The organism is Sporosarcina sp. resist (assembly GCF_014302295.1).
GTDB classification, from domain to species: domain Bacteria; phylum Bacillota; class Bacilli; order Bacillales_A; family Planococcaceae; genus Sporosarcina; species Sporosarcina psychrophila.
Map to the genome: position 1 here is coordinate 4,857,943 of NZ_CP060287.1, position 13,463 is coordinate 4,871,405.

Genomic DNA, 13,463 nt, shown 5'->3' on the forward strand with positions numbered 1-13,463 from the left:
TGGTTTTGATAAGGGGGTTGAAACGAGATGGACTTATTCTTAGTCGTAATAGACGTACTCGTCGTTATGTCCTATATCTTACTTATTGCTTTAATTTCCCCGACTATGATGCGATTTATCAAGAAACGAAACTACGACATATTTTTTCAATTGTTACCTGTTGTATCAATAGTTTTTGCGAGTAGCGTTATCATTTGCATTGGTTATGGTGGTTTTAAAGAAACTCTTTTTTTCCAGTTAACAAGTATCATCTCTTTTTTATTTTTGTTATCTCTGCTGTTCTTGACGTTGATAATGAAAAAACTATGGAAAGAGAACTATGAAAGATTAATAACTTGGTTAGTCTCTATTCGTATAAAAGAGATACGTTTTCTGAAAGCCAAGTAAGGCAAAGGAGTAAGTAGTCTATTATCGGTTTCTAATTGTAATCAGATAAATAATTATACGTTTGTCTACAATCTTAGATACGACTATTAATTAGTCGTATCTATTTTGGTGTTTATATATTCATCTCTTACTATACTCATTCTCAAATGTATGAATCACAAAATCTTTTCTGCAAAAAGTATTGCTTAAACCCTTTTGGATGATCTTCAATTACACCGAAAACTTCATAGCCATTTTTCTGATAAAATTCAGGAGCTTGAAAGCTGAATGTATCTAAGTGAATAAGCCTACATCTTTTAGCTTTTGCGAGACTTTCAATCTTTTCCAATAAAATACTCCCATAACCTTCTTCCCTAACACTTTCATCGACCCATAAAAAGTCAATATGCATATGACGCCAAAATATATCTCCAGTAATTCCACCCATTACTTCTCCTTTGTCATCCTTTATAACGAAGCTAATACTTTCCCTTGAGGTTTTAAGTTCGTTCGGGAGCTGTTCCATATTATGTTCTATGACCTTACTTCTTATATAGTCGCTATCGTCTTGATTCCATTGTTCAATTATCTTCATACTATTCCCTCCTAGTTCCATTCCTTTTATTCGAAAAACAAACACCGAAACTCAACCGTTCACTTATAAGATAAATAATCTACTAATAACTCCCGTGCTTTTTCATGATTCATATACTCAGCATAAAAAGTTGGATAATTTATCATGCTTTCTTGCAAAAAATAATATTGATGAAAAATATCATAAAAAGTCAATTGAAGCCAATCTATTTGACCTTGAGGAATTGCTTCCGATTTTCCTCTTTCAATGTACCCAAGACTTCCGGCAATATTCGCCCAGTAGGCGCTCAAATCAGCTGTTAAGATATCATTTGGGTTTATTTCTTTTATAAAATCCTCCTGTATTTTATAAATATCACTATAAGGAAAGGGGATATGTAGGCTATCTTTTATAACTTGCAGTTCTTTATAAATAAGTTCTTTTTCTATTTTCAACACCGCCACTTTAATTTTTTTCTTAAACTTCTGCTAACCTTTACTTACTGCATGCAAATACTAAAAATAATGGGATTCTCATTCTTCTTCTATACTCTTCCTCACTTTTGAAGTTTTCAAGACGCGGGCGACATTCATTTATTTCCTCTAGTTTAAATCCTGCACGTTTCAATTCCTTAAAATATTCTTCTATATGTACGATGATATTTAACGACTTCTTTTTCAATCCAAGGCCCTACACCTTTTCCAGTATGGAAATAATCATCTACCTTCCAATCTGTAGGTGCCGATTTTGTTGCACTTTGTACTGAAGAAGTTTAAAACTGGATGTTGAACACTAAAAACAAATTGCCCATCTACTTTTTCTAGATAATGCAGTGCTAGTCGAGAAACAACCAGGTCATATTGTTCTTGTGGAAAATCCCAGGTTTCCATTGACGAGTGTTGAATTTTACTAGCAGTATAATCTAAGACGCTTACTGCCTTTTGGACCATGTTGAGTGAACCTTCCACACCTTCATAAAAAGAACAGCCCTGTTTCATTAGCTCTAATCCAAACTCTGCGTCGCCACAGCCTAAATCCGACACTTTTTTCCACTAACATCTCCAATTAGCTTCATTAACACCGGCTTTTCGATAATATTATTTGGACTTTCTGCTCTATGTCTTCTTGTTAAATAATTTCCAAAGAATTCATCATCGTCATAAACTGCAGCGTCTTTATATTCCAAATGAATTCCCTTATCTGTGAAATGAAAATTGCTAATCAGCTTCCCCATTTATTATTTTAATCAATTATATATCCTACTTTTTGCAAGATTTTTAAAGTTGTATAGTTCAAACTTGGTAATGAATTTAAAGGAAAATACGATAGCTCTATACTCTCCTCGTCTTTTGTTAGTGTTCCAGTAACTTCTGTTGCTTTGTAAACAGCAGTTGCATTATATATCTCGTCACCATGTGGAAATTTAAAATATAATTCTTTGCCAGAAACCACTCCCAAAAGTTCTAGTTGATTCGCTACAAGACCAGTTTATTCAAATAACTCCCTTTTAGCGGTCTCTTCAAATGTATCCCCCATCTCCATCCCACCACCAGGAATACCCCAATCTTTTGTATCTGAACGTAATTGTAGTAATAATTCATTTTCCATATTCATTATGATTATTGCTGATCCCGGGGCAATAATAGGTTTTGTTCCTATGAATCCCCTTAAATACTTTATGTAATTCATGACATTCTCCCTTTCCCATAAATTTCGGATCTATATATGTGAAATAAAGAACCCCATCCAATTCGCTAGGGCGCCTTCACACTGTTTAAATAGAATTTCATTTGTTCAACATATCTAAGTCAATTTCATGTTTATTTATATTTAATTAGAATGATCAATCTTCAAAATGATCCACCTATATTATTTACTTTTTCATTCAAGAGTCGGCAAAAACGTTTCGCTTAATTCTCTCCGAACACGCGTAATATGCTCTTCCATTAGTTTCTTCGCTTCCTGAGCATTGCCCGATGCGATTGCTATATAAATCTCCTTATGTTCCTCGAATGTATCCTCGTAGCGATCTTCATCTAAAAAACGGTGTTTCCGTGTCGCACGAATTGTATCCTCCATTCGTTCAGTCAGCGTTTGGACCAAATTAATAAGTAGTTTATTATGCGTAGCATAGACAATTTGCAAATGAAAATGCAGATCAGCCTGTACCCCCGCTTCTGCATCTTGCCACGATACAGCCATTTGTTCTAGTGACTGACGAATCTTTTCCAAGTCTGCTGAAGTTGCTCGTTGTGCGGCAAGAGATACCGATTCAACTTCCAACGCACGGCGCAGCTCCAACATTTCATAGACCAAATTGTTTTCGGCTTGAATAATTGTAGTTGAAAGTGCATCACTTACTAACTGAACTTCAGACGTTTTGATGAAACTCCCCCCGCCTTGTCTGATTTCAATAGCACCGCTAATCTCTAATGCCTGAAGTGCCTCTCTCACAGACGTCCTACTCACACCAAACCGACTTGCCAATTCTCTTTCCGGCGGCAATTTATCACCTGATTTTAGATCTCCATTTAAAAAGAACTTTTCTATCTTTTCAACAATAACTTCATAGGTCTTTTTTTTCTGCAGATTCAACGATTTCCCCCCTTACATCGAACCTCTTTCGTGACTTTAACGATATCAATTAAATTTGGAATAATCAATGTCTCAAAATAATCGTTGCACTGTTCAGATTATTAGGTATAATGAAAAGTGGTTGGACCAAAATTAAAAATTTCTAATTACATAAAATATTGGTATGACAAATTAGTTGATTAAGGAGAGAAAATATAATGAAAATTTCTATAGTAAATATAGTTGAAGCGTTAACAAAAGTACTTAAGGACGAGCAGGTAACCATCAATGAAACCGTAAGAGAGCTTCATGGCAGGGATGAATCGTATCATGCGGCAGGACTTCCGGACATTGTGGTTTTCCCAGAATCGACTGAAGATGTTAGTAAAGTAATGATAGTATCGAAAGAATACCAGGTTCCGATTATTCCATTCGGTCTCGGTTCAAGCCTGGAAGGACATGTAATCCCTTCAAAAGGAGGAATCACAATTGACTTCTCGCTGATGAACAAGATTATTGAAGTTCGAGAGAATGACTTTCTCGTTAAAGTACAGCCTGGTGTAACCCGTACACAGTTAAATAAAGAACTGAAAAAGCACGGGCTGTTTTTCACTGTCGATCCGGGAGCGGATGCAACACTTGGTGGAATGGCGGCAACAAATGCAAGTGGAACAACGACCGTCAAATACGGCGTCATGCGTGATCAAGTCCGTGATTTGGAAGTTGTGATGGCCGATGGAACAATCATTCATACTGGGAATATGGCCGCGAAGTCTGCATCTGGCCTTCATCTGAACGGTCTGTTCGTAGGATCTGAGGGCACGCTTGGTTGCTTTACGGAATTAACACTACGCGTATACGGAATTCCAGAACACGTCACGGCGGCCCGAGCTTCCTTTGCTACTGTCAATGACGCGGTCGAAGCTGTTGTGTCCATTCTACAGGCTGGTATTCCGATCGCACGGGTTGAGTTAGTCGATGAACCATCTATAAAACAGGCGAATCTTTACAGTGAAACCAACTACAAAGAAAAACCAACACTATTCTTAGAATTTCATGGGAATGAAGCAGGATTAAAACAAGACGTTGACTTCACAAAAGAAATTGTTAAAGACCATCATTGTGAAGACATCGAATTTGAAACGGACAACGCGGGACGCAACAGACTATGGGAGGCGCGGCATAATTTAGCCTATGCCTTCATCCACGGCTATCCGGGGAAAAAGATGATGGTAACGGATGTTTGTCTCCCGATTTCAGAGTTAGCAGGTGCCGTTGAACATGCACGTGAAACGGTCGAGTCACTTGATTTGACTGGCGGAATTGTCGGCCACGTAGGCGATGGTAATTTCCATGTACTACTAATGATGGACATGAACAATGCCGAAGAACTTGCGAAAGCCGATGAGTTGAATGAACGAATCGTCATGTATGCGCTTGAGCGTGGTGGCACATGTACTGGAGAACACGGGGTTGGGATTGGTAAACAGAAATATCAGGAACGGGAGCACGGTGCTGCACTCCTCGTTATGGAAAAAATAAAAAAAGCACTTGATCCAGACAATTTATTGAATCCAAATAAAAACGTGAAGATGGACTAGGGAGGATATCTACTATGAAAATACTTGAAACGCTTAGCACAATTGCAGGGAAATATTTTGCCTTTTGGGTTATCGCAATTGCCGTAATTGCATTTATGATCCCAACGCCCTTTTTAGGGTTGGGCGGCTATATTACGATTTTACTAGGTGTTGTCATGTTCGGAATGGGACTGACGTTAAAGCCCGTTGATTTCAAAATTGTCCTGACAAAACCGCTACCTGTAATTGTCGGTGTCGGTGCCCAGTTCATCATCATGCCCCTAGTTGCATTCGCATTAGCTCACTTGCTCAAGTTGCCCCCTGAATTGGCGGCGGGCTTAGTGCTTCTCGGGTGTGTTCCAGGCGGTACGGCCTCCAATGTTATGGTCTATCTTGCGAAAGGAAATCTTGCGTTGTCAGTTGCAATGACTTCCCTTTCCACTTTATTGGCTCCAGTCGTCACACCACTTTTGTTGCTTTTACTTGCGGGACAATGGCTACCCGTTGATCCAGTTTCGATGTTCAAGTCAATCGTCCAAGTGATTATCATCCCAATTATATTAGGGTTTGCCGTCCAAAAGCTTTTCCCGAAAGCTGTCGAAAAAAGCATTTCGATTGTACCACTCATTTCAGTAACGGCGATTTTAATCATCGTATCAGCCGTCACTGCCGCCAATGCGGATAATGTTGCAAGTTCAGGACTCGTTGTTTTCATCGCCGTTTTCCTTCATAACGGATTCGGTCTACTACTTGGCTATTTGACAGCGGTAATGCTCGGCCTGAACGAAAATGATCGACGAGCCATTTCAATTGAAGTTGGCATGCAAAACTCTGGATTAGGCGTGGCTTTGGCGACTGCTCACTTTAGCCCGCTTGCAGCACTGCCGAGCGTTTGGGGCGCGATCTGGCATAACATTTCAGGTCCAATCCTCGCCACGATCTGGTCAAAGAAACCGATTGTTGAAGAGAAAGATGAACCCGATGATGCACCGGAAGTTACGGTTTTAACTCCTTCCGAGAAATTGTAAGAATGAACATAGGACTTGTTTTGACTTAGTATCTTTATTATAAATTTGTTATCACCGTCTCCATGGTTGTTATCACCGCTATAGGATAAGTTATCACCGCCTTGGAGCAGTTTATCATCGCTACGAACGGGGTTATCACCGCCATGGTTAAAAAACACCGCAAGAAGAGGGGGTTTCTCAAAAGTCGAGTTTTCGACCAACGAGAAACCCCCTTCTTTTCTGTATAATGTTAATATATACAAAACAAAGAGTGGGAGTCGATTGTCTATGTTAAAAGAACGTGTGTATTATGCAGATCCATATTGCAAATTGTTTACGGCTCAGTTTATAAAAGCGGCACAAGATGCAGAAGGAAATCACTATGTCGTGTTGGACAATACAGCGTTTTATCCGACAGGTGGTGGTCAACCGCATGATACAGGGACATTGAATGGTATTCAAGTACTTAATGTAGAGGAAGTAGAAGATGAAATTCGCCATACTTTGGCTGAAAGTCTCGGTTCTGCAACCGAAGTAGAGGGCGCTATCGACTGGAAGCGACGCTTTGATCATATGCAACAACATGCAGGACAGCATATTTTATCAGCCGCGTTTATTGAACTGTTCGAGTTTCCAACAGTAAGCTTCCACTTAGGTAAAGAAATTGTATCAATCGATTTGGATATGGAGGATGTATCTCCAGAGCAATTGGACACGGTGGAAAAATTAGCGAATGACATTATTTTAGAAAATAGACTGATTGAAATAAAATGGATAACTGAAGATGAGCTTCATCACTACCCCCTTCGTAAGCAACTGGCAGTGACAGACGAAATTCGACTTGTCATTATCCCTGATTTTGACTATAACGGCTGTGGTGGTACACATCCTAGTTCAACTGGACAAGTAAGTGTACTGAAGATTTTATCGACTGAGAAGCATCGAGGCAAAGTGCGCGTACATTTCGTATGCGGTGGACGTGTGTTACAGCAATTGCAACGAAAAAATCAGGTGTTAGCGGAAACGTCCAGATTATTAAGTGCCCCGGACGATGGTGTTGCGGATGCAGTACAAAAGTTATTAGAAACGAATCATTCACTTGAAAAATCGTTGTCAGATACGCAAGAAGCACTTTTAGCATTTGAAGCGCAAGCATTATTGAAGCAACAGGAAAATGGCGTTGTGAAAGCACTCTTTACAGATAGAACTGTCCAGCAACTACAGAAACTTGCCCGGCTTCTTGTGACTGAATCAGATGAAGTAATTGTACTTCTCGTTGCTGAAAGTGATAATCGATTACAGTTTGTCGCGGCTCGAGGAGCTTCTGTAGAAACAAGCATGAAACTAATCGCATCTGCTACACTTCCCCTGATTAACGGAAAAGGCGGCGGGAATGATGCGTTTGTCCAAGGTGGCGGTGAACAATTGGTATCCGCAGAGGAGTTACTGACTGTGATGGAAGGCTCATGTGACGAAAACTAAGGTATATGAAACTTTGGTGAAATCGAAATGTAAATAGAGAAAGGGCTGATTATATTGAAAAAGTATCTGATCTTTATCATTAGTTTTGCAGCGTTGTATACGTTATTCCAACTTTCATCAGGTGCAATTCTTACCGCTCTCTATAAGCCGGATATATCTTTAATGCAATCTACATCGAATCAAGAAGCCATATATGGAGGGAGTTCTACTATTCCCTTATTATTCATCCTCCTATCATCAACAATTGCCTACTTCCTTTCGCAGAAACTAGGTAGAACTTCAAAAGCATCTGATGAACTTGCGAATCCTTGAGTTGGTGCCAACCTACAATGAATCATTCTTGATTCTTTTTAGTACAAGCACTAAACTATGAAAGCATCACTATTAATAAAGTTAATCTTCAATCAGAGGGGGGTCTTCATCCCCCACTGATTGTTAGTTTAACCATTCGGGCTTTTACGGGCAGTTGACCCCCACTTATTCTTCTTGTGTCCTTGAAGACTTGAAGTGGGGTCTTACTGCCCGTTAATGCGGGATAAACAATTCCATAGAAATAACAGGAGGTACTATTAATGCATAAAACAGAAGAAATTTTAGAAGCTAAAAATTACATTCTTAGTAAAACAAAAGAAGTTCCCGAAATCGGAATTATCCTAGGTTCTGGATTGGGCGGCCTTGCCGATGAGATAGAAAACGGAGTTGTCATTCCATACGAGGATATTCCTTTTTTCTCGAAATCAGCTGCAGTTGGTCACGCAAATGAATTAGTTATCGGGCGTTTAGAAGGTAAAACAGTCGTGGCTATGAAAGGACGTTATCACTTCTACGAAGGGTATTCTTTAGACGAAGTTACCTTCCCTGTCAGAGTGATGAAAGCATTAGGTATAGAAAAACTAATTATCACGAATGCGTGTGGAGCGGTAAATACTGACTTTAATCCGGGCGAGTTAATGCTAATTACAGATCATCTTAATTTAGTTGGCATTAATCCATTGATTGGTAAAAACAACGATGATTTAGGAACGCGCTTCCCAGACGTTTCTGAGGTTTATAATCGCGAAATGAGAGAAATAGCGTTAAAAGTAGCGCGTGAGAATGACATTACATTAAGAGAAGGCGTCTATGGTTGGTGGAGTGGCCCTATTTACGAAACACCTGCTGAAATCCGTATGATTCGCATTTTAGGTGGAGATGCAATTGGCATGTCAACAGTGCCTGAAGCAGTTGTTGCGATTCATTCAGGGCTGAAGGTATTAGGAATATCTTGCTTAACGAATATGGCGTGTGGGATTCTAGATGAACCATTAAGTCATGAGGATGTCATAAAAGTTGCTGCTCAATCTCGAAGTGCATTTGTACATTTAATTAAAAACGTCTTGCAAGAGATTTAAAGAAATTAATAAATACGAAAAGCCTTCTGAGAAACACTCCCAGAGGGCTTTTCACATGCTTATTAATAGACTTCAAAGTTCTGACCAGTTTGTAGGCCAAAGACACTTTTTTCAAAAGCAAGAACTACACGCCTTACAGGTACTGCATCAAACCCTTGGAAAAGGGTGCCGAATTTGTGTATCGACTCTTGTAACACATTTGGACTTACGCTATTAATGCGAATTCCTCTTGGCATTTCAATAGCCGCAGCTTTAACGAATGCCCTGACGCCGCCGTTTGCCAGAGCCGCTGATGCTCCTTTCGCGATTGGGTCATCCATCATAACCCCCGTCGTTAACGTGTAACTCCCACCATCGTTCATATTATCAAAACCTAAAAGCACTAGATTGACTTGCCCTTTCAGTTTGCTATCAATCCCGATGTCATTCAACTCGGGTGTCATATCCGTAACTGCGTCGAAATGAGCACGACCTGCTGCATTAATCACCGCGTCAACTTTGCCAACCTGTTCATACATCTTTTTAATGCTCTCTACTGACGTAATATCAACAGATACATCGGCACCATTTCGTCCCGCACGAATGACCTCGTGATTTTTCTCCAGTTCTTTAGTAACCGCATTACCAATCGTTCCACTTGCACCTACGACAAGTATTTTAATATGTAGCCCCCCTTTTTAAAGTATCTAGCTTCAATTAGTTATTGTTCCATCATACTTATCAAATGCACTACTTATGAAAAATACCCCAAATGAATTTTCTTTGTTCTTAAAAGTACCTCATCCAAAATACTTCACACCAATCTGTATAATCAGGAGCACGGTTACGATACGTAGTAGTGGTTTAACATGCTCTGTTTTCAATTTACGTGCGAGACGAACACCAAGTTGTGCACCACTTATCGAACCAAGCATTAATGCAATTGTGAGTGGCCATATTATTTTCCCCGTCGAAATATAACTGATTGAGGCGCCGAAACAGCTTGAAAAAATCATGATACGAGACAAGCCGACTGCCCTCAAGTAAGAAACTTTCAATCGAGCAAATAAATATAACGCTAACGTTCCGCTACCCGGTCCAAAAACGCCGTCGTAAATACCAATTCCATACAATGAAGTGGCACTTTTTTTAGTTGCTCGAAAGGATTCATTGCCTTCAAAATCCGCTTTCCCAAGAAATGATGAGATGAATGCGAACGTTAATAGTATAATCGCGATAACAATCATCCATTCTTCTTTCAAAAAGGAAGCGATAACTCCGCCTGTAATTCCTCCAGCAAGACTGATTGGAACAACCGTAAATGCTTCTTTGACCGTTACTTCTTTATTTTTATAAATCACAAGAAAACTTGAAAATGAGCTCACTGTGTTTGATACTTTATTGGCCCCAATTGCTGAGTGAACTGGCAATCCCATCAGCAGCATGGCCGGCAAACTGATAAGTCCCCCACCTCCTGCTAATGTACCAAGTGTTGTTGCAGCAAATCCGATGAAATAAAGCAAGATGTATTCCATATAGCATCCTTCTTTCAGTGAAAACCTCTATATGACTAGCATATTCAACCTTAGTCCATAAGTAAATTAAATTGTATGAATGAAAGTACATTCAAAAAACGAATGAGCTAATCTTTAAATAGTACTCAAAATACACGCTGGGGCTGTTGCTCCGTAACAACAATGAATGTACATGGAATGAAAAATGCTCCTTCCGATATATTCGGGGGAGCATTTTTCATTCTAGTTAGTTAATCAATAAGCTCGACTGAACCACACAGTATATTTTGCTTCTGTTCCACAATTGATGCATGTTGACTTCGTAGCGGGTGGATTGAATGGGATATTACGCGTCGTGAATTTTGTTTTTTCTTTCACTTGTTTTTCACAGGCGTCATCTCCACACCAACCCGCAAGGATCCAACCTGGGATTTCTCCATTTTCTGTTGAATCCGTAATATGTTGCGTTAATTGCTCGAGTGAATCGACATGCGTATGGGAATGCTTTTCACGGAATGCACGTGCTTTGTCCAATAAGCGAGTTTGCATCGTGTTAAGCGCGCCTTCGATGCAGTCAGCTATAGTTGGAAGATCAACAGAAATTTTTTCTTCTTCATCGCGAGCTTTTATTATTGCTTGGTTATTCTCCAAGTCACGTGGCCCTAATTCAACTCGAACCGGCACACCTTTCAGTTCCCATTCATTGAATTTATAACCCGGTGATTGATCAGAATCATCCAAGCGCACGCGAATTCCTTTTGCCTTTAAATCCGTATAAATCTTATCAAGTCTTTCCATAATTTCAGGATTCTTCTTCCAAGGTCCTACTGGAATTAATACAACCTGCGTCGGTGCGACACGTGGCGGCAATACAAGCCCTTGTTCATCGCCATGCACCATAATAACAGAACCTATCAATCGGGTAGAAGTCCCCCAAGATGTCGTATGGACAAATTCATGCTTATTTTCTTTATTTAAATACTTAATATCAAATGCTTGCGCGAATTTTGTTCCTAAATAATGTGAAGTTCCTGCTTGAACTGCTTTTCCATCCTTCATCATTGCTTCAATGGAGTACGTATCCACGGCTCCTGCAAAACGCTCGGAAGGTGTCTTTTGACCATCATATACTGGAATCGCCAGCAACTCTTCGACAACTTCTTTATAAATGTTGAGCATTTGCATCGTTTCAGCACGTGCTTCTTCTTCATCCACGTGAGCTGTATGCCCTTCTTGCCATAAAAACTCAGACGTCCGAATGAACGGCAATGTTTTCTTTTCCCAACGGAAGACGTTCGCCCATTGGTTAATTAACACAGGAAGATCTCGATAGCTTTTAATCCAATCCGAATAAAGATGCCCAACCATCGTTTCAGACGTTGGTCGAAGCGCTAAACGCTCTTCTAGCTTTTCACCTGCAGCTTCGGTAACCCAAGGGAGTTCTGGTGAGAACCCTTCGATATGATCCTTCTCTTTTTCAAAAAACGACTCTGGAATAAGCATTGGAAAATAGGCATTTCGATGCCCCGTTTCTTTAAAACGTCTATCCATCTCGGCTTGGATATGCTCCCAAATTTCATAGCCATCCGGTTTGAATGCAATGCACCCGCGAACTGGCGTGTAGTCCATTAAATCCGCCTTTTGAATCGTGTCGATATACCAGCTTGTAAAATCATTTTTCTGTTGATTGGTCATTAATTTCCCCTCCTAAAATAATAAAGAAATCCTTCGGTTGCCTGAAATCTGGACATCAAAAAAGCACAAAGTCGCCCTTATAATAAGGACGTCTTTGTACTGAATGGACGTGGTACCACCTTAGTTTAGCCTAAATCAATTGCGCCCCGGTGTAATTGCGTCCAGATTTTGAATTGCATGTGCGCAATTCAAAATCTGTAACATCCGCCGGGGGCTTTAACTTAATTCAGCTGAATTAAGTTAAATTCAAGCCCTCTAAAACGTTTGGTAACGAAAACGACTCGGTTATGTTGTCATAACATCTCAGTGGTAGGTTTCGACAAGAAGCGGTGATATAGCTCTCAGTAAGTCGCTATACTTTCTGTTTCACAATTCTTGTCTACTTAGTCACATCAAAGATTTCATATTACTTTTAATATATCAAATACTCTCGGTTCATACAACTTCAATGAATGTCGACAGGCACTGGAAAATTATTTGGGCAAATTCGGTCGTAAATTTCGCATATGATACCCATCGAAGTTGCCTCTCACAATGTAGATGAAGTCTGTTCTGATTTAAAATTAGATTTATTAAGCTATTATTACTTGTCATGCTATACTAAATGGGTATTTAATTGAGAATGATTTTCATTTGAAGTTCGAAAACTTCATATACTATCTAAACATAAAGGGGATTATCAGATGAGTCAGCAAGAAGGGAAAAATGTGGTTGAACAAAACATTATAGACCGAAGAACAATCAAATCTTTTAAAAAAGATCCGATTAGTGCTGAAGTAATCATCGAGCTGCTAAATGTCGCGAAATGGGCACCGAACCACAAGTTGACGGAACCGTGGCGCTTTCAGTTGTACGTGGGTGAAGGAAAAGAACAATTTGTTCAGGCCTACATTGACTCGCAGCCGAAAGTAGATGGCGAAGTTTCAGAAAAAGTGAATAGAAAAGCACAATACTTCCGAGATATACCCGTTCATCTTGTAGTCATTATGCCTGAAGATCCCCGTCAAAGAAGATGGGATGAGGATTACGGGGCAATTTCCTCTCTAATTCAAAACTTCCAACTTGCGGCATGGGAAAGGGAAATTGGAATGATTTGGCGTACTAACGATTGGGTATACGACCCGGCATTCAGGGAGGCCATCGATGTCCTACCTGGCGAAAAAGTCGTAGCGACGTTAATGATCGGCTATCCTAAACATATACCAGAAGCTCAACCACGCACGGATATTCGCGAACTTGTTACGATCATTAATAAGTAGTTTTTCGAATTAGAGACTATATATGTTGAATTAAAGAATCCC

General features: G+C 39.8%; 13 protein-coding genes and 2 pseudogenes. 7 read left to right on the plus strand and 8 right to left on the minus strand.

What is annotated here, in order from left to right; genetic code table 11:
* Positions 1–27: 27 nt before the first annotated feature.
* Complete coding sequence (locus tag H7992_RS23380; protein WP_187046189.1) at positions 28–387, plus strand: hypothetical protein; 360 nt, start codon at positions 28–30, stop codon at positions 385–387.
* 142 nt (positions 388–529) lie between these two features.
* Here the strand turns inward: H7992_RS23380 and H7992_RS23385 are convergent, their stop codons facing one another.
* From H7992_RS23385 to H7992_RS23405, 5 genes and pseudogenes are all read right to left on the minus strand, one after another.
* A complete protein-coding gene (locus tag H7992_RS23385; protein ID WP_187046190.1) occupies positions 530–961 on the minus strand; it encodes a GNAT family N-acetyltransferase in 432 nt (143 codons plus the stop codon).
* A gap of 59 nt (positions 962–1,020) precedes the next feature.
* Entirely contained in the window at positions 1,021–1,395 is a 375-nt protein-coding gene (locus H7992_RS23390) for a YxiJ family protein (protein WP_187046191.1), read from the minus strand.
* Between the two features lie 40 nt (positions 1,396–1,435).
* Positions 1,436–2,126 (minus strand): annotated as a pseudogene (locus H7992_RS23395) (methyltransferase domain-containing protein).
* A 56-nt stretch (positions 2,127–2,182) separates the two neighbouring features.
* A pseudogene (locus H7992_RS23400) lies at positions 2,183–2,629 on the minus strand (NUDIX hydrolase).
* A 192-nt stretch (positions 2,630–2,821) separates the two neighbouring features.
* Complete coding sequence (locus H7992_RS23405) at positions 2,822–3,535, minus strand: FadR/GntR family transcriptional regulator (RefSeq protein WP_187046192.1); 714 nt, start codon at positions 3,533–3,535, stop codon at positions 2,822–2,824.
* 197 nt (positions 3,536–3,732) lie between these two features.
* Here H7992_RS23405 and H7992_RS23410 point away from each other — a divergent pair, with 197 nt between their 5' ends.
* The 5 genes from H7992_RS23410 (at position 3,733) to H7992_RS23430 (ending at position 8,974) form a co-directional block, all read left to right on the plus strand.
* Complete coding sequence (locus H7992_RS23410) at positions 3,733–5,115, plus strand: FAD-binding oxidoreductase (RefSeq protein WP_187046193.1); 1,383 nt, start codon at positions 3,733–3,735, stop codon at positions 5,113–5,115.
* A 14-nt stretch (positions 5,116–5,129) separates the two neighbouring features.
* On the plus strand, positions 5,130–6,122 hold the full coding sequence (locus tag H7992_RS23415; RefSeq protein ID WP_067213668.1) for a bile acid:sodium symporter family protein: 993 nt from the start codon (positions 5,130–5,132) through the stop codon (positions 6,120–6,122).
* A 267-nt stretch (positions 6,123–6,389) separates the two neighbouring features.
* Positions 6,390–7,583 carry an alanyl-tRNA editing protein gene (locus H7992_RS23420; RefSeq protein WP_187046194.1) on the plus strand — a complete coding sequence of 398 codons (1,194 nt, stop codon included), beginning with the start codon at positions 6,390–6,392 and terminating at the stop codon, positions 7,581–7,583.
* 54 nt (positions 7,584–7,637) lie between these two features.
* Positions 7,638–7,895, plus strand: coding sequence for a hypothetical protein (locus H7992_RS23425; RefSeq protein ID WP_067213670.1), 258 nt, complete (start codon positions 7,638–7,640; stop codon positions 7,893–7,895).
* 260 nt (positions 7,896–8,155) lie between these two features.
* Positions 8,156–8,974: a purine-nucleoside phosphorylase gene (locus H7992_RS23430; RefSeq protein WP_067213671.1), complete on the plus strand. Its 819-nt coding sequence runs from the start codon at positions 8,156–8,158 to the stop codon at positions 8,972–8,974.
* Positions 8,975–9,036: 62 nt separating this feature from the next.
* Here the strand turns inward: H7992_RS23430 and H7992_RS23435 are convergent, their stop codons facing one another.
* The 3 genes from H7992_RS23435 to proS form a co-directional block, all read right to left on the minus strand.
* On the minus strand, positions 9,037–9,636 hold the full coding sequence (locus H7992_RS23435) for a short chain dehydrogenase (RefSeq protein WP_187048028.1): 600 nt from the start codon (positions 9,634–9,636) through the stop codon (positions 9,037–9,039).
* 117 nt (positions 9,637–9,753) lie between these two features.
* Entirely contained in the window at positions 9,754–10,488 is a 735-nt protein-coding gene (locus H7992_RS23440; protein ID WP_187046195.1) for a sulfite exporter TauE/SafE family protein, read from the minus strand.
* Between the two features lie 234 nt (positions 10,489–10,722).
* Positions 10,723–12,162 carry a proline--tRNA ligase gene (proS, locus tag H7992_RS23445; RefSeq protein WP_187046196.1) on the minus strand — a complete coding sequence of 480 codons (1,440 nt, stop codon included), beginning with the start codon at positions 12,160–12,162 and terminating at the stop codon, positions 10,723–10,725.
* Between the two features lie 683 nt (positions 12,163–12,845).
* Here proS and H7992_RS23450 point away from each other — a divergent pair.
* Positions 12,846–13,421, plus strand: coding sequence for a nitroreductase family protein (locus tag H7992_RS23450; protein ID WP_187046197.1), 576 nt, complete (start codon positions 12,846–12,848; stop codon positions 13,419–13,421).
* Positions 13,422–13,463 lie beyond the last annotated feature (42 nt).